At 70.6% G+C, this 19,461-nt stretch carries 17 protein-coding genes, 2 pseudogenes and 1 riboswitch; of the genes and pseudogenes, 8 read left to right on the top strand and 11 right to left on the bottom strand.

The genetic code is table 11. From position 1 onward, the window contains the following. The 3 genes and pseudogenes from D457_RS36055 to gcvT all read right to left on the bottom strand — a co-directional run. Nucleotides 1-131: pseudogene (locus D457_RS36055) on the bottom strand (serine hydroxymethyltransferase); the annotation flags it as partial. Nucleotide 132: 1 nt separating this feature from the next. After that, entirely contained in the window at nucleotides 133-513 is a 381-nt protein-coding gene (gene gcvH, locus D457_RS0130100; protein ID WP_017584379.1) for a glycine cleavage system protein GcvH, read from the bottom strand. 161 nt (nucleotides 514-674) lie between these two features. Beyond that, on the bottom strand, nucleotides 675-1,790 hold the full coding sequence (gene gcvT / locus D457_RS0130095; protein ID WP_017584378.1) for a glycine cleavage system aminomethyltransferase GcvT: 1,116 nt from the start codon (nucleotides 1,788-1,790) through the stop codon (nucleotides 675-677). 145 nt (nucleotides 1,791-1,935) lie between these two features. Beyond that, a riboswitch (glycine riboswitch) is annotated at nucleotides 1,936-2,037 on the bottom strand. A gap of 160 nt (nucleotides 2,038-2,197) precedes the next feature. Here gcvT and D457_RS0130090 point away from each other — a divergent pair. The 3 genes and pseudogenes from D457_RS0130090 (at nucleotide 2,198) to D457_RS0130080 (ending at nucleotide 4,850) form a co-directional block, all read left to right on the top strand. Further along, entirely contained in the window at nucleotides 2,198-3,091 is an 894-nt protein-coding gene (locus tag D457_RS0130090; protein WP_017584377.1) for a penicillin-binding transpeptidase domain-containing protein, read from the top strand. A 60-nt stretch (nucleotides 3,092-3,151) separates the two neighbouring features. Beyond that, a pseudogene (locus tag D457_RS35190) lies at nucleotides 3,152-3,583 on the top strand (AbgT family transporter). Between the two features lie 28 nt (nucleotides 3,584-3,611). After that, nucleotides 3,612-4,850 (top strand): metal-dependent hydrolase family protein, encoded by a 1,239-nt coding sequence (locus D457_RS0130080; RefSeq protein WP_017584375.1) that lies wholly within the window; start codon nucleotides 3,612-3,614, stop codon nucleotides 4,848-4,850. Nucleotides 4,851-4,924: 74 nt separating this feature from the next. On the opposite strand, the gene D457_RS0130075 is transcribed toward D457_RS0130080, so the two are convergent. Continuing rightward, the gene (locus D457_RS0130075) at nucleotides 4,925-5,986 is read right to left on the bottom strand and encodes a 3-deoxy-7-phosphoheptulonate synthase (RefSeq protein ID WP_017584374.1); all 1,062 of its coding nucleotides are present in this window, start codon (nucleotides 5,984-5,986) and stop codon (nucleotides 4,925-4,927) included. A 206-nt stretch (nucleotides 5,987-6,192) separates the two neighbouring features. Further along, nucleotides 6,193-7,908, bottom strand: coding sequence for an AMP-binding protein (locus D457_RS0130070; RefSeq protein ID WP_026117175.1), 1,716 nt, complete (start codon nucleotides 7,906-7,908; stop codon nucleotides 6,193-6,195). Nucleotides 7,909-8,128: 220 nt separating this feature from the next. On the opposite strand from D457_RS0130070, the gene D457_RS0130065 reads away from it, so the two are divergent. Further along, entirely contained in the window at nucleotides 8,129-9,031 is a 903-nt protein-coding gene (locus D457_RS0130065) for a DUF4429 domain-containing protein (protein ID WP_017584372.1), read from the top strand. Nucleotides 9,032-9,105: 74 nt separating this feature from the next. Continuing rightward, the gene (gene pip, locus D457_RS0130060; RefSeq protein ID WP_017584371.1) at nucleotides 9,106-10,062 is read left to right on the top strand and encodes a prolyl aminopeptidase; all 957 of its coding nucleotides are present in this window, start codon (nucleotides 9,106-9,108) and stop codon (nucleotides 10,060-10,062) included. Nucleotides 10,063-10,130: 68 nt separating this feature from the next. On the opposite strand, the gene D457_RS0130055 is transcribed toward pip, so the two are convergent. Then, entirely contained in the window at nucleotides 10,131-12,011 is a 1,881-nt protein-coding gene (locus D457_RS0130055) for a DUF4153 domain-containing protein (RefSeq protein WP_017584370.1), read from the bottom strand. Between the two features lie 193 nt (nucleotides 12,012-12,204). Here D457_RS0130055 and D457_RS0130050 point away from each other — a divergent pair, with 193 nt between their 5' ends. Next, the gene (locus D457_RS0130050; protein WP_017584369.1) at nucleotides 12,205-12,396 is read left to right on the top strand and encodes a ferredoxin; all 192 of its coding nucleotides are present in this window, start codon (nucleotides 12,205-12,207) and stop codon (nucleotides 12,394-12,396) included. Here the strand turns inward: D457_RS0130050 and D457_RS0130045 are convergent. Both D457_RS0130045 and D457_RS0130040 read right to left on the bottom strand, forming a co-directional pair. Then, complete coding sequence (locus D457_RS0130045; protein ID WP_026117174.1) at nucleotides 12,380-13,645, bottom strand: NAD(P)/FAD-dependent oxidoreductase; 1,266 nt, start codon at nucleotides 13,643-13,645, stop codon at nucleotides 12,380-12,382. The two genes, D457_RS0130050 and D457_RS0130045, sit on opposite strands and share 17 nt — an antisense overlap. Before the next feature lie 97 nt (nucleotides 13,646-13,742). Beyond that, nucleotides 13,743-14,708 (bottom strand): asparaginase, encoded by a 966-nt coding sequence (locus D457_RS0130040; RefSeq protein WP_017584367.1) that lies wholly within the window; start codon nucleotides 14,706-14,708, stop codon nucleotides 13,743-13,745. Nucleotides 14,709-14,955: 247 nt separating this feature from the next. On the opposite strand from D457_RS0130040, the gene D457_RS0130035 reads away from it, so the two are divergent. Beyond that, the gene (locus tag D457_RS0130035; protein ID WP_026117173.1) at nucleotides 14,956-15,852 is read left to right on the top strand and encodes a 3'-5' exonuclease; all 897 of its coding nucleotides are present in this window, start codon (nucleotides 14,956-14,958) and stop codon (nucleotides 15,850-15,852) included. A 46-nt stretch (nucleotides 15,853-15,898) separates the two neighbouring features. Here D457_RS0130035 and D457_RS0130030 read toward each other — a convergent pair whose 3' ends face one another. The 3 genes from D457_RS0130030 to D457_RS0130020 all read right to left on the bottom strand — a co-directional run bounded on the left by D457_RS0130030 (nucleotide 15,899) and on the right by D457_RS0130020 (nucleotide 17,740). Next, complete coding sequence (locus tag D457_RS0130030) at nucleotides 15,899-16,153, bottom strand: hypothetical protein (RefSeq protein WP_017584365.1); 255 nt, start codon at nucleotides 16,151-16,153, stop codon at nucleotides 15,899-15,901. A 161-nt stretch (nucleotides 16,154-16,314) separates the two neighbouring features. Further along, on the bottom strand, nucleotides 16,315-16,971 hold the full coding sequence (locus tag D457_RS0130025) for a TetR/AcrR family transcriptional regulator (protein WP_017584364.1): 657 nt from the start codon (nucleotides 16,969-16,971) through the stop codon (nucleotides 16,315-16,317). Between the two features lie 94 nt (nucleotides 16,972-17,065). Continuing rightward, nucleotides 17,066-17,740 carry a biliverdin-producing heme oxygenase gene (locus D457_RS0130020; RefSeq protein WP_017584363.1) on the bottom strand — a complete coding sequence of 225 codons (675 nt, stop codon included), beginning with the start codon at nucleotides 17,738-17,740 and terminating at the stop codon, nucleotides 17,066-17,068. A gap of 459 nt (nucleotides 17,741-18,199) precedes the next feature. Between D457_RS0130020 and D457_RS0130015 the strand changes: the two genes are divergently transcribed. Continuing rightward, the gene (locus D457_RS0130015; protein ID WP_017584362.1) at nucleotides 18,200-19,459 is read left to right on the top strand and encodes a PP2C family protein-serine/threonine phosphatase; all 1,260 of its coding nucleotides are present in this window, start codon (nucleotides 18,200-18,202) and stop codon (nucleotides 19,457-19,459) included. Nucleotides 19,460-19,461: the final 2 nt, after the last annotated feature.

Raw genomic sequence — 19,461 nt, 5'->3', positions numbered from 1 at the left:
TGCGGGGCGAAGTTCTCCGAGGCGATCATCTCGAGGGTGTCGCGCTGGCGGGCCAGTTCGGCGTCGACCGCCGCCGCCACCTCGGGGTCCAGCTCACCGAGGGTCTGGTTGAGCAGGTTGTCGCTGGTCATGTTAGTTCTCGCCTTCGGTCAGCTTGGTGTACTCCTCGGCGGAGAGCAGATCCGCGGGCTCCTCGGAGACGCGCACCTTGAACAGCCAGCCACCGGTGAAGGGCTCGGAGTTGATGGTCTCGGGGGCGTCTTCGAGGCCCTCGTTGACCTCGACGACCTCTCCGCTCACGGGGGAGTAGATGTCGCTGACGGACTTGGTGGACTCCACCTCGCCCGCGGTCTCCCCGGCGGTGACCTCGCTGCCGACCTCAGGGGTCTCGACGTAGACGATGTCGCCCAGCGCCTCGGCGGCGAACGCGGTGATACCGACGGTGGCGATCCCGTCCTCGACCGCGATCCACTCGTGTTTGGCGGTGTAACCCAGCTCCGTGGGAACGCTCACTTCAACTCTCCTTGGAGGTGTTCCATTTGTCTGCCGTGCGCCCGTACGGCGACCCGGCCCGGCCTACGCCTGGTCACGCCCCGGCCGTGCCGGTTCCTCATGGGAATCCAGCCGTCGGTGCGTGCAGGTCGTCGGGGCCGCGCGGTGGCGGCCCCCGTTTCCTACGGCTGTCGCTTGTAGAACGGCAGCTCGACCACGTCGACTTCCTCGCCCCGGCCGCGCACGTCCACGGTGAACGTGCCGGTCGAGGTGTCGAGGTCGCCGTCCACGTAGGCCATGGCGATGGGGCGGCCCAGGGTGGGGGAGGGGGCGCCGCTGGTGGTGACTCCGATGACGGCTCCGTCGCGCAGCACGTCCTGGCCCTTGCGCAGCGGGCGGCGGCCGCGGCCGGCGAGACCGATCAGGCGCCGTTCCCGGGAGGTGCGTGAGGCCTCCTCCAGGGCGGCGCGGCCGACGAAGTCGCCCGGCTTGTCGAGCTTGACCACGCGGCCCAGACCGGCGTCGAAGGGGGTGAGGTCGGCGCTGAGCTCCTGGCCGTACAGCGGCATCCCGGCCTCCATGCGGAGGGTGTCGCGGGAGGAGAGTCCGGCCGGGACCAGTCCGTGCCGGGCACCCCCGGCCATCAGGGCGGCCCAGATCTCGGGTGCCTTGTCGGCGGGCTTGACGAAGATCTCGAAGCCGTCCTCACCGGTGTAGCCGGTGCGGGCGAGCAGGACCGGAACCCCGGCCACGGTGTGCTCGTACCCGGCGTAGTAGCGGATGTCGTCGAGGTTGGCGTCGGTGAGCGGGGCGAGGATCTCGACCGCGCGCGGGCCCTGGATCGCGATCAGCGAGTAGGCGGCGGACTCGTCGGTGACCTCGACGTCGAAGTCCGAGGCGCGCTCGGCCAGCGCGGAGGCAACCACCGGCACGTTGGCCGCGTTCGCCACGACCAGGTACTCCTGCTCGCCGAGCCGGTAGACGATGAGGTCGTCCAGGACCCCGCCGTCCTCGGCGGTGATCATGGTGTAGCGGGCGCGGCCCACCTTCACCTTGGACAGGAAGCCGACCAGTGCATGGTCGAGGGCTTCGGCGGCCTGCGGGCCGACCAGCCGGATCTCACCCATGTGGGAGAGGTCGAAGAGCCCGGCGGCCTCACGGACCGCGGTGTGCTCGGCGGTCTCGCTGGCGTAGCGGAGCGGCATCAGCCACCCGGCGAAGTCGACGAGGGTCGCCCCGGCCTCTTCGTGGATCTTGTGCAGCGCGGTGACGCGCGGCGCGAACGTGGGCTCTGACATGGGCACTCCCGAGAGGATGGGCGTCGTGTCGTGCGATAGGCGTTGCCATCCTCCCCCTCTGTCATGGGTGCCTGAGAGCTTCACCGCGCGCTCGGCGTGGTTTGCACCTTCGGCGAGGGAACGTGTCCCTGCTTTCCAGAGTGGTCTCGCCCGTACGGTCCGGTGTGCCTGAGAGGTTGTCATCGGGGAGGGATTGCTCCTTCGGCGGCCCACGCTGGATACGCGGACTCTCTCCCGTACGGGGTCAGCAACACGTTCAGCCTAGCAGCGGCGACACAGGGCGCCCAAGACTGGCCAGCCGGTTGTGGACAACTGCCGCCCAACCGACCGAACCCAGCCCCAGTGGGTAACCGCACGGGTTAGCTTTGTGGGTGGACGTTCCGTCGATCAGCCTGTGGAGGAGACGAGTGCGCACCGACACCGAACGCGCTACCGCGAGGCCGGGGCGTGCCCCCGGCCTCTTCGCCGTCGGCGCGGCCGGGTGTGCCATCACCCTGCTGGCCGGCGCCGCCTGCGGAGGTTCCGAGGAAGAGAATGGACCCGACCAGGGGACCGTCGGCAACCCCATCCAACTGGGCGACGTTCAGACCGTGGAACGCGAGGACCTGGAAGCGGTCTTCGCCGAGGCGGGGGTGACCGGGACTTTCGTCCTCTTCGACGCCGGGGACCGCTCCGCGGTCGTGGTGAACCCGGAGGGGGCGCGCGAGCGCGCGGTGCCCGCCTCCACGTTCAAGCTGCCGAACACGTTGATCGCCCTTCAGACCGGCGAGGTGGCCGACGTGGACGAGGTGATCTCCCCCGAGGACGGCGAGGAGCTGAGCCTGCGCGAGGCCCTGCCCACCACCGACGTCCCGGTGCACCAGGAGGTCGCCGACCGGATCGGGCACGAGCGGATGTCCACCTGGGTGGACCGCTTCGACTACGGCAACCGCCAGGTGGGCGAAGAGGGCGAGATGGGTCGCTTCTGGCTGGAGGGTCCGCTGGAGATCTCCGCGCTGGAGCAGGCCACCTTCGTCGCCGAGCTCGCCCGCGCGGAACTGCCCGTGGACGTCGAGCACCAGGAGGCCCTGCACGAGCTGCTCAAGGTGGAGGAAGGACCGAACCACGAGCTCTTCGGCCGGACCGGCCTGGGCGTGAACGTGGACCCCGTACCGGGCTGGTGGGTCGGCTGGGTCGAGCACGGCGACCAGCTGCACACGTTCGCCCTGCGCCTGGAGGTCGAGGGGGAGGACAACGCCGAGCAGCGCGAGTCCCTGGGCCGCGAACTCCTGGTGGCCCTGGAGGTCCTGCCCGCGGAGTAGACCGCGCCGGGGCCCCGGGAACGCGGTCAGGGGTCGCCGGGGGAGCGGAGCTGGATTGGGGTGTCCACCTGGATCGCCATCCGGGGTTCCGAACAGCTGGAGGCCACCGGCTTCACCGGTTTCGGCGCCATCGTCTGCTTCATCCTGCTGGCGTTCCTGATCAACCTCTTCATCATCTCGGGCTCCGCCCAGTGGGCCCTGTGCGCCTCTGTGTTCGTGCCGATGTTCGCCCTGATCGGCTACGAGCCCGGGTTCGTCCAGGCGGCCTTCCGGATCGGTGACTCCCCCTCGAACGTGCTGTCCCCGCTCAGTCCCTGCGTGGTGATCATCCTGGGCTTCCTGCGCTAGTACGAGCCCAAGGCCGGAATCGGTAGCGTCATCGCGCGGGCCCTGCCCTTCTGGCTGACCTTCCTGGTGCTCTGGACCACCGTGCTCGCAGTGTTCTACTTCGCCGGTCTGCCGGTCGGCCCGGGTATGTACTCGCACATCTGATCCACACCAACCCCGAAGGAGACCTTCCATGACCGGCGCCAGGACCCTGTACCGGGACCTCACCCTCGTCGATGGCACCGGCTCCGCGCCGGTCGCGGACGCCGCGGTGCTGGTCGAGGGCGGTGTGATCGCCTACGCGGGGCCCGCGGCCGACGCGCCGGAGCCCCGACCCGAGGACACCGTGGTGAGCCTGGGCGGGCGCACCCTGCTGCCCGGGTTCATCGACACCCACGTGCACTTCGGGTTCGCCGACGGCCGTGCCCTAGCCGCCAACAACTCCGGGGTCTCGCGCAGCCTGCACGCCTTCGAGTCCGCTGAACGGATGCGCCTCACCCTGGAGGCGGGTGTGACCGGCGCCCGCGACCTCGGCGGGGCCGATGCCGGGTTCCGGATCGCCCAGGAGCGGGGCCTGATCCGGGGCCCGCGGCTGAGCATGGCGCTGCGCCTGATGAGCCACACCGGCGGCCACGCCGACTTCACCTTGCCCTCGGGCGCCAACTCGCACGACTGCGAGCACACCGCTGCCGAGATCGCGGACTCTCCGCAGGAGGTCCGGGTTGCCACCCGCCGTCTGGTCCGGGACGGCGCCGACGTGATCAAGGTGTGCGCGACCGGCGGGCTGTCCAGCCCCTCCGACGGCCCCACGGACGAGGGGATCACCGAGGAGGAGATCAGGGTGATCGTCGACGAGACCGCCAAGCACGGCGGGCGACCGGTCGCCGCACACGCCCAGGGCGCGGCGGGGATCCGGAACGCGGTGCGCGGTGGGGTGGCCAGTATCGAGCACGGCTACCTGATCGACGACGAGGGCATCGACCTCATGCTGGAGCGCGGCACGTTCCTGGTGCCGACCCTGACCACCTTCGACTTCGAGGACCGCATCCACCTCATGTCGCAGAAGTCGATCGACACCAAGCGCGCCCTGGCGGATGAGACCTACGAGCGCATCACGCACGCGGTGAGCCGCGGGGTGTGTGTGGCGATGGGCACTGACGCTGGTATCTCCGAGCACGGCCGCAACCTGCGCGAACTCGCCCAGCTGGTGTCCGTGGGGCTCTCGCCCATGCAGGCGATCGTGGCGGGCACGGGCAACGCCGCCGAGCTGCTGGGCGCGGCCGACCGGGTGGGCACGGTCGAGGCGGGCAAACTCGCCGACCTCGTGGTGTGCGAGGGCGACCCGCTCGCGGACATCGCCCTGCTGGGCGACCGCGCCAACATCGTGCTGGTCGTTCAGGACGGCGAGGTCGTCAAGGACACCCGGGCCTGAACCCGTGCACAAGCGATGGGGCCTACGCGGTATCCGCGTAGGCCCCATCGCGTCGGTTGTGCGGAGGTCGTGCGTCAGGCGGCGTTCTTGCGGCGCCGGCGGACGGCCTCGGCGAGGTTCTCCAGGACGCCCTCGGTGGTGTCCCAGCTCATGCACTTGTCGGTGATGGACTGGCCGTAGGTGAGCTCGGCCGGGTCGCCCAGCTTCTGGGCGCCCTCCTCGATGTAGCTCTCCAGCATCACACCGATGATGCCCTTCTGACCCTCGGCGACCTGGGCGGCGATCTCGCGGGCTACCTCCGCCTGGCGGACGTGGTCCTTGCCGCTGTTGGCGTGGCTGGCGTCGATCATCAGACGGCGCGGCAGCTTGGACTTCTCGAGGACGTCCAGGGCCGCGCTGACCGAGGCAGGGTCGTGGTTGGGGCCGCTGCGGCCGCCGCGCAGAATGACGTGGCAGTCCGGGTTGCCCTCGGTGACGACCACGGAACCGGCGCCGGCCGGGTCCACGCCGAAGAAGGTGTGGGAGGCGGCCGCCGCGCCCACGGCGTCCACGGCCACCTGCACGTCGCCGTCGGTGCCGTTCTTGAAACCGACCGGGGTGCTCAGACCGCTGCTGAGCTGGCGGTGGACCTGGCTCTCGGTGGTGCGGGCGCCGATCGCACCCCAAGAGACGACGTCGGCGATGTACTGCGGGGTGATCGGGTCGAGGAACTCGGTGCCCGCGGGCAGCCCCAGGGCGTCGATGTCGATGAGCAGCTTGCGGGCGGTGCGCAGGCCGCGGTGGACATCGTAGGTGTCGTCCAGGCCCGGGTCGTTGATCAGGCCCTTCCAGCCCACCGTGGTGCGCGGCTTCTCGAAGTACACGCGCATGACCACGCACAGCTCGTCGCTGACCGACGGGACCAGGGCCTTGAGGCGGCGGGCGTAGTCCAGGGCCGACTCGGTGTCGTGCACCGAGCAGGGGCCGACGACGACCAGGAGGCGGTCGTCCTCGCCGTCCAGGACACGCTTGACCTCGGAGCGGGAGCTCTCCACGAGGGTCGCGCTCTCCTCACCCAAGGGAAGCTCGGCGAGCAGGTCCTGGGGGGCGATGAGTGGCTTGTAGCTCGCCACCCGTGTGTCGTTGGTGCTCGTCATCGTCTCCCCTAGGTCCCGTCATGTTGATCGTGTGGCAACAGAACCGTAGCGCGGCCGGGCACGCCGGACGCGGTCGCGTCGGCAAATTCGACGGGAGTCGGGGATGGGAAAGGCCACATTCACTCATTGCGGAAGAGTTTGTCTCATTGGTTGAGACGCAAATGCGCGGTGGCCATTCCCGCCGAAACCCGGCGGGAGGTGCGGGCTCAGTCCTGCAGCCCCGGGAGGTCCTCCTCCCAGAACTCGCGCGCGTTGCGCGTGCCGTCGGTGACTGTGCCGCGCTCGGCCTCCGCCTGGCGCAGCTGCACTCGTCGAATCTTACCCGAGGCGGTCTTGGGCAAGGCGGTGAACTCCAGGCGGCGGACCCTCTTGTAGGGGGAGAGGCGGCCGCGGGCGTACTCCAGGACGGCGCGCGCGGTCTCGGCGTCGGGTGCCACGCCCTCGGCCAGGGTCACGTACGCCTTGGCCACCGACAGCCGCAGCGAGTCGGGCGAGGGCACCACCGCGGCCTCGGTCACGTATTCGTGCTCGACCAGAACGCTTTCCAGTTCAAATGGTGAGATGCGGTAATCCGAGGCCTTGAACACATCGTCGGATCGGCCGATATAGGTAATGTAACCGCGCGAATCCCGAGTGGCGAAGTCGCCGGTGCGGTACAAGCCGCGCTGGGTCACCTCCCGGGTGCGTTCGGGGCTGTCCGAGTAGCCGCGCATCGCGCCCACGGGTTCGTTGGCCAGATCCACGCAGATCTGCCCCGAGTCCGCGGCCTCCTCGGTCTCCGGGTCGAGCAGCACGATGTCGTAGCCGGGCATAGGACGCCCCACCGAACCCGCGACCACCTCCTGGCCGGGGCCGTTGCCGATGAGCAGGGTGGTCTCGGTCTGCCCGAACCCGTCGCGCACGGTGAGCCCCCAGGCCTCGCGGATCCGCTCCACGATCTCCGGGTTGAGCGGCTCACCGGCCGAGACCACCTCGCGCAACCCCACCTTCCAGGCGCCCGGGTCGGCCTGGAGCAGCATCCGCCAGGCCGTCGGCGGCGCGCACAGCGAGTCGGCCCGGCAGCGCACCACCGCGTCCAGCAGGGCCGCCGGGTCGAACCGGTTCTGCTTGACCACCAGCACCGTGGCTTCGGCGTTCCACGGCGCGAACACACTGCTGTAGGCGTGCTTGGCCCAGCCGGGCGCGGAGACGTTCAGGTGCACGTCGCCGGGTTGCAGGCCCAGCCAGTACATGGTGGAAAGGTGCCCGATCGGATAGGAGCTCTGGGTGTGCGTGACCAGTTTGGGGCGCGCGCTCGTGCCGGAGGTGAAGTACAGCAGCAGGGGGTCGTCGGGGGAGGTGCGGTGGGGCTGGGTGAAGTCCAACCCGGCGTGCTCGGAGTCCGGGTAGCTGAGCCACCCGTCCATGTAGCCCACGCAGATGCGCGTCCAGTGCCCGCTCAGGTGCTCGAACCGTTCGGTGTCGGCGGGCGAGCAGACCACGTGCGCGACGTCGCCCCGGTCCAGCCGGTCCACCAGGTCGCCCTCGGAGAGGTTGGTGGCGGTCGGGCAGACCACGGCACCCAGTTTGATCGCGGCGAGCAGGGTCTCCCACAGTTCGACCTGGTTGCCGAGCATGAGCATGATCCGGTCCCCCGGATGCACGCCCTGGCCGATGAGCCAGTTGGCCACCTGGTTGGAGCGCTCCGACAGCTGCCGGTAGGTGTGGTGGACCTCGGTGCCGTCCTCCTCCACCAACCACAGCGCCGTCCGGTCTGGGCGGGTGGCCGCCACGTGGTCGAAGTGGTCCAGCGCCCAGTTGAACTGCTCCGGCCGGGGCCACGTGAACTCCCGGTGCGCGGCCTCCTGGTCCTCCCGGTGCTGTAGGAGCAGGTCCCGCGCGGCGCGGAACTCCCGTGCCCCCTCGGTCATCTCTTTCGACATCGAAGGCCTCCGGTTCGGGGACGGCGCGCCGGGCGCACCGCCCACGGGCCCCCAGCCACCGGACGGGTGGCGGGACGGGGTGTGCCCCTGCGGTTCTACCCGCTCCGGGCCGTCCCGACCCCTCGACCCCTCACCGGCCCTTTCCTCCGCCCGACCCCGGCGTGGTCGGGGTCGGGCCGGGGACTTTCGCCTCACGGGGGCACCCCTAGGATGGTTGCCCATGGAGGAACTTCGCGGACACCACGCCCTCTGGCGTTTCGACGAGGAGAGCGTACGCGTCAGCTTCGGTACCGGACGCAAGGTTCCGGCCCTGTTCAAGGCGCTCGGCCAGTGCTTGGTTCCGCTGGCGGCCGTGCGCGAGGTGGAGTTCGACCCCGGCGACCGCAAGAACGGGTGGCGGATCCGGCTGCGCCTGGTTGACGGGGCAGACCCCTACGCGCCCCTGGAGACGGGGGGCGCCGCCCACGCCACCACGCCGCTGCAGCTGACCGGGCCGCACGACCTGGAACTGGTCGCCGAGTACTGCTCGGACCGGATCGCCGAGTTCGCCCGCTACGCCCGCGAGACCCTCACCGCACTGATGGAGCCCGTCCAGGTCGGTCTGGGGCTGGTGCCCGGACCGCCCTTCCAGGCGCGCACGGGGGAGGGCTCGGCAACCTTCGACGGGGACCGGCTGCGGCTCCAGTGGGACGGCTGGATGGCCAGTACTGCCAAGGGGCAGGAGAGGTCGCGCGAGTTCCCCTTGGCGGAGATCGAGTGCCTCCAGTGGTTCCCGCAGGTCGACTTCGACGAGGGCTCCCTGCGTGTGGTGCTGCGCGGGGTGACCCTGCCCGAGGCCTCCGGGCTGGAGCACGACTTCTTCACCCTGGCCTCGCACGGCCTGAAGGGCAGCGAGGAGAGCCTGTTGATGGCGGCCACCGTCAACGCCCACATCGCCCAGGCGGATGAGGTGACCACGCTGGAGGACGCCGGCGCCACCGCTGAGCTGGAGGCCGCGCGCCGGCCCGAAGACAGCGAGGCGGTTTTCGCCAAGATCCGGGAGCTGGGCAGCCTCCACGCCGAAGGACTGCTGACCGACAGCGAGTTCAGCACCAAGAAGGCCGAGCTCCTGGACCGGCTCTGACCCCGGTTCCGGCGAAAGCCATGCACACGGCCACGGCCGACACAGCCACGAACAGCGAAGAAAGGTCATCAGCCTTGCGCACCTTGTACCCGCCCATCGAGCCGTACGACTCGGGCATGCTCGACGTCGGCGACGGACACCGCGTCTACTGGGAGCTGTGCGGCAACCCCGCGGGCAAGCCCGTGGTGTTCCTGCACGGTGGCCCGGGCGGCGGCTGCACATCCGACCACCGTCGGCTCTTCGACCCGGAGAAGTACCGCATCCTCCTGTTCGATCAGCGCAACTGCGGTCGTTCCACCCCGCACGCCAGCCGCATGGACGTCGACCTGGCCACCAACACCACCTGGGCGCTGGTCGAGGACATCGAGCGCCTGCGCGAGATGGTCGGCGTGGACGCCTGGCAGGTCTTCGGCGGCTCCTGGGGCAGCTGCCTGGCCCTGGCCTACGCCCAGAAGCACCCCGAACGCGTCACCGAGCTGATCGTGCGCGGCATCTTCACCCTGCGCGACCAGGAGCTGCGCTGGTTCTACCAGGATGGCGCCTCGTACCTCTTCCCGGACCTGTGGGAGTCCTACCTGGCGCCCATCCCGGAGGAAGAGCGCGACGACCTGATCGGCGCCTACGCCCGCCGCCTGGAGTCCCCGGACCGGGAGGTGCGGCTGGCGGCCGCCCGCGCGTGGAGCGTGTGGGAGGGGTCGACGGTCACGCTGCGGCCCAACCTGGCGCTGCGCGAGCACCACGCGGACGAGGACTACGCGCTGGCCTTCGCCCGGATCGAGAACCACTACTTCCACAACAAGGGGTTCTTCACACCCGAGCAGCTCATCGAGGGCGCGGAGCGCATCCGGGACATCCCGGGCGTGATTGTCCAGGGCCGCTACGACGTGTGCACCCCGGTGCGCACCGCCTATGACCTGCACCGCGCCTGGCCGGAGGCGGAGTTCCACATCATCGACGACGCCGGTCACGCCTTCAGCGAGCCGGGCATCCTCGACCAGCTGATCGAGGCCACCGACCGCTTCGCGAAGTAGTGAAGCCGGGGTGAGGAAGCAGGGATGAGCGGGGGCGTGCCCGGCCTGGCACGCCCCCGCCGTGCGTTCTAGTAGCGGTACGGGGTCACGCAGTGGGAGCGGTCGACGCCGTCGAAGGACACCGAGCCGAAGAGGTCGTGCTCGGCCAGCAGGGAGCGGGCTCGCTCCCGGGACAGGTTCCGCGCGCCGAACGCGTCGGAGGTCCACAGGCGTTCGCCGATCCGGTCCAGCGCGCAGGTGCGGTCCTCGCCCTCCAGGTCGATCAGCCCCGGCACGGCGTCCGCGGACAGCCCGCGCAGGTACCAGGTGTCCACCGCCTCGAGGTCGAGGTCGTGGTGGCTCTCGGCGATGCGCAGGTCCGGGTTGCCGTAGGCGAACACGGCCAGGGCCACGGCGCCCAGGGCGACGGTGGCGCGCGGCAGCCACTGGGTCCGGCGGCCCAGGGCGTTGAGCACGCCCGCCACCAGGATCAGCCCGAACAGCAGCGCGCTCCATGCGATCCACGCCTCCGCGGCCACCCGCATCCGGGTCAGCCCGAACACGTCGATGTACAGCTGGAGCCGCATCATCGCCGAGGCCAGGATGATCAGGGTCAGGAAGCACAGGACGCCGAGCATCGAGTTGCGCAGGACCCGGGTGCCCGAGGGCTGGTCCGGGACCAGTCGCAGCACCAGCGCGACCACACCGAGCACGAGCAGGCTGACCGCCACCAGCTGGAAGAAGCCCTGGCGGGCGTACTCCGCGTAGATGACCCCGGCGACCCGCTGCACGTACTCGTCACCGCCGAACATGGCGGTGGCCTGGACGGCGAGGAAGACGGTGAACAGGGCGGCCAGGGCGCCGAGCGGCACCGTCCACACCCAGACCGGCCAGGGGTGGGCGGGCTCCTGCTCCTGGCCTTCCTGCTCTTCCTGATTCGGGGCCGGGACCTGGGGCGGGGCGCTCGGTTCGGAGCTGTCCGGGAGCGCCTCGACGAACATCTGGGGCAGGGATTCGCTCGGCTTCCGGTGGTGGCGCGCGGCCAGGACGGCGGCTCCGGTGAACAGCACGGCGAACAGCGCCGCGATCGGGTGCAGCCCGCCCAGGTTCACCTCGGGCGCGCTGAACAGGTTCTCCAGGTGGGCGGCGAAGATCGGGTCGGCGAAGGCGAACAGCGCACCGAAGACCACGAGCAGTCCGGCGGTCACCCCGGCGGTGACCAGCGCGGGCACGAACATTCGGTTCGACGCCTTGAGCCGGGCCAGCGGACGGCCGAGGAAGACCGGTACGGCGAGGGCGTTGCGGAGCAGGGCCATGGAACCGGCGGCCACCCCGACGGTGTTCCGCCGCGCGGCGGGGTTGTGCACGGCGAAGGCCAGGGAGGCCAGGAAGAAGGCCCCGATCAGGGTCCAGGCGAGTACCCAGCCCGCGTCGCGCAGGGCGGCGGTGGCCAGGAGGACGACGGCCAGGATCCCGTAGACCGCCGACCACGCGTGCCGGTAGCGGTCCGGGCGCTCGTGCTCCTCGGCGGCCTCGACCTCTTCCCCTGCGTCTTCTTCGTGCTCCGTGTTGTCCGCGGGGGCCTCGCCGTCCTCGCCTTCTTCGTCGTCGGCGCTCTCGGGGATCGCCGGACGCACCATCAGGGCGGTGAACGCGGTCAGTCCGGCCACCACACCGGTGATGACCAGACCGATCCCGGGCCGGTCGAACGTGGCCAGGAACAGCGCCAGGACGCCCACACCGAGCACCGCGAGGGGTAACCACACCGGGGCGGCGGGCAGCGGAGTCCGGGGCCGCGAGGGCAGCTCCGTGTACGGCCCCGGGTACTTCGGCGCGTAGTGGCCCGTGTCATCCTTCGCGGGTTCCCGCGCTGTGCTCTCCGGTGTCGCGGGCTCGTCCGTACCGTCGTCGACCCGCCCGTCCCGCACTGTGTGGTCCGTCTCCGCGTCGCTTGTCTCTTCAGCGCTCATGCCCCACCTCTTCCGTACCGCCCCGGTCGGGGAGTTCTGCACGGTGTGACGGCGGTCGCGCCGATCGGGTTCTGAAGCGGGCGCAGGGGGCCGTGCCCTCGAGAGCCGCGAAGCCCCCGTGCCGCAGGCACTCTGGTTAGGGTGTTGCCACCCGCAGATCCCGAGGGCGTCACCGCCCAAGAGAGAAGGCAACATGCGAGTCGAGGTCGACTACGACCAGTGCGAGAGCAACGCCCTGTGCATGGGCGCGGCGCCCGAGGTGTTCGAGGTCAGGGATGACGACTTCCTCTACCTCCTGACCGAGGAACCGGCCGAGGAGCTCCACGACAAGGTCCGCCAGGCGGAGAGGCTGTGCCCCAAGCGGGCCATCACCGTGACGGACTGAACCCCGCCGCGGCCAGGGCCTCGTCCCAGGTCGTGGGCTTCTCCAGCAGGGCGCGGTAGCGCATGGTGCGCGGGGTGGAGCGCAGCCCCAGGACACCGGTGAGCATCCCTCCGCGCCCCAGGAACGCGACGAATTTTCGGTCCTCCGCGGACCCGTGCACGAAGGCGACCTGATCTGCGGGCGCACCCTGCCCCAGGAGCTGGATCTTCTTCTTGTACTGGTCGGACCAGAAATACGGCACGGGAGTGAACGGCGTCCGCCCGGACCCGGCGAGCAGGTTCCGGGCGGCCGCCTCCCCCTGTTCGCTCGCGTTGGTCCAGTGCTCCAGGCGGATCCGGCCGCCGTAGCGGGGGTGCGGCCAGTTGGCCAGGTCGCCGACCGCGTACACGTTCGGTACCGAGGTCGCGGAGTACGCGTCGCACACCACCGAGCGGTCGTCGAACAGCTCCACACCCGAACCGCGCAGCCACTCGGTGTTCAGGTGTACCCCCACACCGGCCACCACCAGCGAGGCCTCGACCGCGGAGCCGTCCGCCAGCCGGACCTGCTCCACCCGGCCCGCACCCTCGAAACCGGTCACGCCCGCGCCCAGGCGCACGTCCACGCCGTTTTCCCGGTGCAGGTCGGTGAGGATCTCCCCGATCCGGGGGTCGACCACCCGGGTCAGCGGAGTGGGTGCCGCCTCGATGAGCGTGACCTCCATGCCCACGGTGCGGGCGCTCGCGGCCACCTCGGCCCCGACGAAACCCGCGCCGACCACCACCAGGCGCCCGGTGGCGTCGAAGGCGGCCCGGAGCGCCTCGGCGTCGCCCAGGGTGCGCAGCACGTGGACCCCGTCCAGGTCGGTCGAGGGGCGCCGGGCCCGGGCCCCGGTGGCGATGATCAGTCCGTCGTAGCGCAGCGAGTCCTCCCCTCCCGGCCCGGCCAGTCGCACCTCACGGGCGGCCGGGTCCAGCCCGACCGCCCGGGTGTTCGGCCGGAACTCCAGGTCGAGGCCGTCCAGCACGGAGTCCTCGCGCAGCCGCAGCGCGCGGTGCCCGACCAACCAGCCCGCCTCGCCGTTCGCAGGCTCCATCCCGATCCCGGTCAGGACCTCCTTGGACAGCGGCGGCCGGGAGTAGGGCCGGTACGGCTCCTCACCGACCAGAGTTAGACGCCCCTCGAACCCCCGCTCCCGCAGTGCCTCCGCCGCGTGCAGCCCGGCCATGCCCGCACCGGCGATGACGATCTCGCTCAGAGTGTCCGACACCAAACTCTCCTTCATCCGTCCACTTGGCATTCGGTGATCTTGCTACCAGAAGCGAAATCGGCGCCGAACTTGCTACTGGTAGCAAGATCACGGGGGGTCAGAGGGCCCGGACTTCGCCCACCGTGCGGCCGCCGCCCTGGACCGGGGTGGTGAGGTGTTCGGCGACCGGGGTGACGTCCACGCCCAGGGCCTGGAGGGCGGTCAGGCCCACCAACACGCGTGAGCGCTCCTGGGCGTCGCCGTCGCTGATCTTGACCGCGACGGTCTCGCCGGTGGGCGCATTGAGCACCAGCACGCCGTCGGCGCCGATCTTGGAGACCAGGCCGGGCAGGCGGGTCATCAGCTCGGTGTCGATGCGCTCGGGGCCCGAGACGTACTCGGGGTGTGCGCTCATCGCCTCGACGACGGCGCGCTCGTGGGTGCCCTCGGGGGACAGGCGCATCCTCTGGACACCCCGGGCCAGGCCGACCAGGGAGACCGCGAGCTGGGGCGCGCCGCAGCCGTCGACGGCGGTGTGCGCGACCTTTTCCCCGCACATGTCCTCGGTGGCCTCACGCACCAGCACCTGGAGGGGGTGCTCGGGGTCGAGGTAGTCCTCGGTGCTCCACCCCTGGGCCACGCAGGCGGCGAGCATGCCCGCGTGCTTGCCGGAGCAGTTCATGTACCGGCGCTCGGGGGAGCGTTCCGCGGCGATGAAGGCCCTGCGGGCGGCGGGGGCGCCGGGGACGTCCGGTGGGCACTGGAGGGCGTCGGCGGTGAGCCCGGCGGCGGCCAGGATGCGCTCGGCCTCGGCGGCGTGGAACTCCTCACCCCCGTGGCTGCCCGCGGCGATGGCCAGGGAGGCCCCTTCGAGCCGGGCCCCGGCCCGCAGCATGGCCAGCGCCTGGAAGGGTTTGGCGGAGGAACGGGGGAACATGGGGTCGTGTACGGGCCCGCGGGCGTAGGCGATCTCGCCTTCGGCGGACAGACCGACCACCGCTCCGTAGTGCACGCCTTCGCGCATCCCGGAGCGGACGACCTCCGCCAAGGGGGCGTAGCTGGGCAGCGGGGTGGTCTGGTTCATGCGGGTTCTCCTCGCCGTTGAGGCTGGTGCGGTAGGTGCCCTGCGGTGCCGGACACGCGTCAAAACGTACCGAAACCCCGGCTTCTTCCCGTTCGGCGGTGTGCGGTTGTCGGGACGGCCCCGGGGTTGACCTGGGCCGTCGTAGATTCTCCCAGGTCGGGGCCGCGCTGCGGCCGCTGTCGGGCCCGGGCAGTAAGGTCGTGAACCGATGGTGATCCACCTGCGACGTTGGGAGTTGGGGCAGAACATGGGAACGCTGCGGACGGGCGCACTGACCCGGAGAAGGGTCGGCACGCGGGCGGCGGACCTGGAGTACGCGGTCATCGACGTCGAGACCACCGGCCTGGACCCGGACGAGGGTGCCCGGCTAGTCGAGATCGCCGTGGTCCGGGTGCGCGGTGACGGCAAGCTCGTGGAGGAGTTCAGCACCCTGGTGGACCCCCGGGCGCCGGTGAGCGGCCAGGAGTTCCACGGGATCGGCGAGGGCGACGTCATCGGGGCCCCGCGCGTGGCGCAGATCGTGCCCCGGATCGCCCGGCTGCTGTCCGGCGCGGTGGTGGTCGGCCACAACCTGGACTTCGAGGAGCGCTTCCTCGCCGCCGAGCTGGTTCCCGCCGGGTTGCCGCGCGGCCAGTCGGGCCTGTGCACGCTGCGGGCCCTGCGGTCCCAGCTCGACCTGCCGCGTTACTCGCTGCCGCGCGCCACCCACCTGCTGAACGGGAGCTGGCCGACGGGGCAGCACACCGCGCTGGGCGACGCGCGCGCCTGCGCCAAGCTGCTCGTAGAGATGATCGGGAACGCGCGCGGTGAGCTGCGCTACACGGGCCCGGCGCCGCGGTTCCTCCAGGGCGAGGTACCCGAGGGAGAGCCGGTGCGCTGGAAACCGCGCAGCACGTCCTCGCCCAGCGGGCTGGACCCCCTGAGCGCCTGGATCGCGCCCTGGCGGCCCGTCGAACTGGACCCCGCGCTGTGCGGCGGGGCCTTCGGCAGCTCGGAGCGGGCGGCTGCTGAGAAGGCCGCACGGCGCGACTCCCGGCTGCGGGAGCGGCTGGCCGCCGCCGCGGTGGTGACCGGTGGCATCGCGGCCACGGCTGCGGGCGGCCTGCTGCTGCGCATGGCGGGCGTCCGGGGCCGCGCGAGCTGACTCAGCCGCCGGGCCGGGTCGCCGATCAGAGACCGCGCCGGCCGCTTCAGAGGCCGGACAGGCTGAGGAAGAACGCCACGATCAGCGCGCTTCCGCCCACGGTGGTGAGCAGGGCGCGCCCCTGCTCGGTCAGTCGGGCGGAGGCCAGGCGTACCCGTGGCGGCGCGCCGGTGCGCTGCGCGGTGGCGACCCCGCTGCCGGAGCGGGGGACGGGCATGCGCCCGGGTACGTACTGGGGGACCTTGTTGAACAGGGCGATCGACACCAGGACGGCGCCGACGACGATCAGGGTGAGGGACACGTCGAGGAGGGCCTAACAGGACTCGGTTACGGTCGGGTGGGCTCGCCCGGGAAGGATCGGGCAAGCGGAGCGTTCCCCGGCCCAGTGGCCTTCATACCGTTCGGCTCTGGCCGCTACCGGACACGTTCGGTTAGGTCCTGACCTTTATTACCGAGGGTGTTTTATTGCGTGCTCTCGGTGTTCTCTGTCTTGCCTGCGGGCAGGATGGTGTCCACGGTTTCGGTCCGCACTCCGAGGGCGCGGAGTACGAACCGGGTGACCAGGGCATGCGTGTCGTCGATGTCGATCTCGCCGTTCACCAGGGGCATCCGCTGGGAGCCCACCATGGACAGGGTGAGCCCCGCGACGCGTTCGGCGGGCAGGCGGTCGAACTCCCCGCTGACGGTGCCCTCCTCCACGATCTCGGTGAGCAGACGCTGCATCGGGGCGACGTGCGCGGCCAGTGCCTGGTAGGCGTCCGGTCCCAGGCTGGCGCCTAGCTCGGCGGCGGGCGGGTGCGGGTGCGCGACGAGGCCCTCCAGCTGGAGGCGTACGAAGGCTGACAGGCGACGGGCGGCCGATACCCCCGAGGGGAGTTCGCGTTTGTACCGTTCGACGAACGCGCTGTTCACCTGCTCGGTGAAGGCCAGGAGCAGCGCGGGTTTGTCCGGGAAGTAGTTGTACAGCGCGGTGCGGGTGATGCCGGCGGCGTTGGCCACGTCGGTCATGGAGATGCGGTCAATCCCTTGGGTCCTGGTCAGCCCTTCGACGGCGTCCATGATGCGGTCCCGTGTGCGGGCACGGTGAGCGGCGATGGTCGGAGCCGTGATCTTGGGCATGCCTCCTATGGTGGCATGCCAAGAAAGCCGGACCGGCATGGTCCGACTTCCTCAGGTTGCCGGAGAAAGGGTTGCGGAGTGCCGGGGTCCGAGGTCAGACGTGCCTGCGGCCGAGGTCGGCCAGGACCTCGGTGTTGAGCTGGTAGGCCAGACGGGTCTCCTGGATGAGGAAGGCCGCGGTGGCCTCGTCAAGGTCCAGGGAATCGAGGTGCTCGCGGTACCCGGTGCGGAACTTCGGCAGGCTGCCCAGGGCGTCGAAGACGTAGAAGGCCACGCCCGCGTTGTCGGTGAAGTCGTAGGCCTTGGCGGCGATGCGCCGGATGAATTGCCCGCCCGAGACGTCGCCCATGTAGCGGGTGTAGTGGTGCGCGACGAACCCCGCGGGGTGGTCGGCCATCTGCTCGATGCGCGCCACGTAGGTCCTGGTGGCCGGGGTGGGGGAGATCCGGTCGCTCCAGTCGGCGCCGAGCAGGTGCTCCAGGTCGGCCTCGAGGGCGGGCACACGCTCCAGCTCGGGGTAGTCGAAGCGGCCCGCGACGGGGTCGTCGGCCAGGATGCGGCCGACCCGCTCCAGGGCCACGTAGGCGAAGTAGTGCTGGGCAACCATCGCGGTGTAGCCCTCGAGGGAGAGCTCGCCGTCGAGCAGGGCCTTGGTGAAGCCGTGGTGCTCGGCGGTCGCATGGTCGCTCCAGGTGGCGGCCTTGAGGCGTTCGGAGAACGTCTCGGCGGCGGGCTCAGCCGTCGTGGGGGCCTCGGCTGTGGCGCTCATCGGCACTTTCCACCTCTCGCTTCCGGGATCTTTATGACATCATGTCATTTAGGTGGGCAAGGTTGTCAAGATTGATACGACACCCTGTCATAAAAAAAGGGACACAACGCTCACGCGGCGCTTATCCAACGTGCCCTGTGTCACATGGTTCACATGCCTCCGTATGCGCACATGCACGCTCTGACCACCTGCGCGACCCCGGCCACGCCGGGAGGGACCGGCCTGACGGGCCCTCCGACACGCCCGTCACACGGAGGTTCCACGCCCCGGCGTTGGATGTGTCTCGTCTCATCCGCTGGTCAACTGGTCACCGGGGCGTTTATCGTTTGGATGTCGTGCGGTCCGAACCGCCGGGAAGACCCGAGGTGTCCGCCTCGGGCCTCCGGCATGAAAGCGCGCCCCACGGACCTGCGGACCTTGAGGCGATGAGTGGATACCAGGAGAACAGGGCACGATCCCGTGAAGGTGATCGGTGACGAGGCGGCCCACGCCGCGAACGGCGCTGCGACACACGGCAGCGCCGCCCTGGGTGACGACACCGTCCTGGACGACCGGGTGGAGGCTACCGTCGAATCGGTTGACGTCCTGCTGATCGAAGACGACCCAGGCGATGCCTTCCTCGCCGAGGAACTCCTCGCGGACACCGCGCTGGCCACCCGGATCACCTGGGTCTCCACGCTCAAGGCCGCCCGCGAGCACCTCACCGACTTCCGCGGCTGCGTGCTGCTCGACCTCAACCTCCCGGACGGGCACGGCCTGAACCTCCTGCGCGAGGTCCTGGGCACCGCGCCCTCCGCCGCCGTCGTGGTCTTCACCGGCCTGGACGACGAACACGAGGGCATCGCCGCGGTCGCCGCGGGCGCCCAGGACTACCTGGTCAAGGGCCAGGTGGACGGCTCCCTGCTGGCCCGCAGCCTGCGCTACTCCCTGGAACGGCGCCGCGCCGACGAGAACGCCCGCCAGCTGCGCGAGGCGCGCATGCGGGCCCGCGAGAACATGCGCCTGGAGCGCGGCCTGCTGCCCCAGGTCCTGCTCGGCCGCTCGCCGCTTAGCCACCGCGCCTACTACCGGCCCGGCCGCAAGCGCGCCCTGGTCGGCGGCGACTTCTACGACGCGGTCGAAAAGGACGGCACCACCCACGTCATCATCGGCGACGTCAGCGGCCACGGCCCCGACGAGGCCGCCCTCGGCGTCAGCCTGCGCATCGCCTGGCGCACCCTCGTCATGAGCGGTGTCGCCGAGGAGCGCGTCCTGCCCAACCTCGAGGACCTGCTGGTCAGCGAGCGCGCGCAGGAGGAGATGTACGCGACGCTGTGCATGGCCAGCCTGGACACCGGCAGCGACCGCGCCCGCGTGCGCGTCTTGGGTCACCCGCCGCCCATGATCGTTTCCGGCGGCGTGGCCGAGGAGATCCAGGCCGTTCCGCAGCCCCCGCTGGGCGTCTTCCCGGTGGATCAGGACGAGGCGACCGAGATCGTCCTGCCCAAGGGCACCAGCATGCTCTTCTACACCGACGGCCTGGTCGACGCCTACGACGGCGGCCCGCCCGCGCGCCTGGAGGTCGCGGGCCTGCGCCGGATGGTCAACGGCGCGCTCAGCCAGGGCGTGGCCCTGAACAACCTGCCCGAACACCTGGTGGACGAGGCGGAACGCAGTAACGGAGGCCCGCTCCAAGACGACGTGGCGATGCTGCTCGTCAACCACGGAGAGCCGGAGTGAGC

The sequence above is a fragment of the Nocardiopsis valliformis DSM 45023 genome (assembly GCF_000340985.1).
In the GTDB taxonomy this organism is placed as follows: Bacteria; Actinomycetota; Actinomycetes; order Streptosporangiales; family Streptosporangiaceae; genus Nocardiopsis; species Nocardiopsis exhalans.
This window is presented reverse-complemented; position numbering and strand designations above follow the sequence as displayed.